Source organism: Marinobacter confluentis (assembly GCF_004785685.1).
Taxonomy (GTDB): Bacteria; Pseudomonadota; Gammaproteobacteria; order Pseudomonadales; family Oleiphilaceae; genus Marinobacter; species Marinobacter confluentis.
This window is the reverse complement of the sequence record NZ_SRPF01000070.1, coordinates 1-306: the sequence shown is the minus strand read 5'-3', so window position 1 is coordinate 306 and position 306 is coordinate 1. Positions and strand designations below refer to the sequence as shown.

1 protein-coding gene is annotated in these 306 nt (G+C 59.8%); it reads left to right on the top strand.

Annotated features, from left to right (window positions below):
• Positions 1–306, top strand: a 306-nt coding sequence (locus tag E5Q11_RS17600) for a 3-deoxy-D-manno-octulosonic acid transferase (protein ID WP_135804725.1), incomplete at both ends; no start/stop codon positions are given.

The window sequence follows — 306 nt, the reverse complement described above, 5'->3', positions numbered from 1 at the left end:
TACGGGGTGGCGGATGTCGCTTTCGTCGGCGGCTCGCTGATTGAGCGGGGCGGGCATACTCCGCTGGAGCCAGCCGCCTGGGGGTTGCCGGTGGTGTCGGGTCCTCACATTTTCAATTTCGAGACGATCTACAATCAGTTGGACGCCGGCAAGGGCTTTTTCATGACACCTTCCGCCGAGTCTTTAGCCGATTGCGTCAGCATGCTTGTCGATGACCCGGAAAAAGCGGTCGAGACAGGGCAGAACGCTCTGGATGTGGTCAATGCCAACCGCGGCGCATTGCAACGGGTCGTGGATGGCATTGTC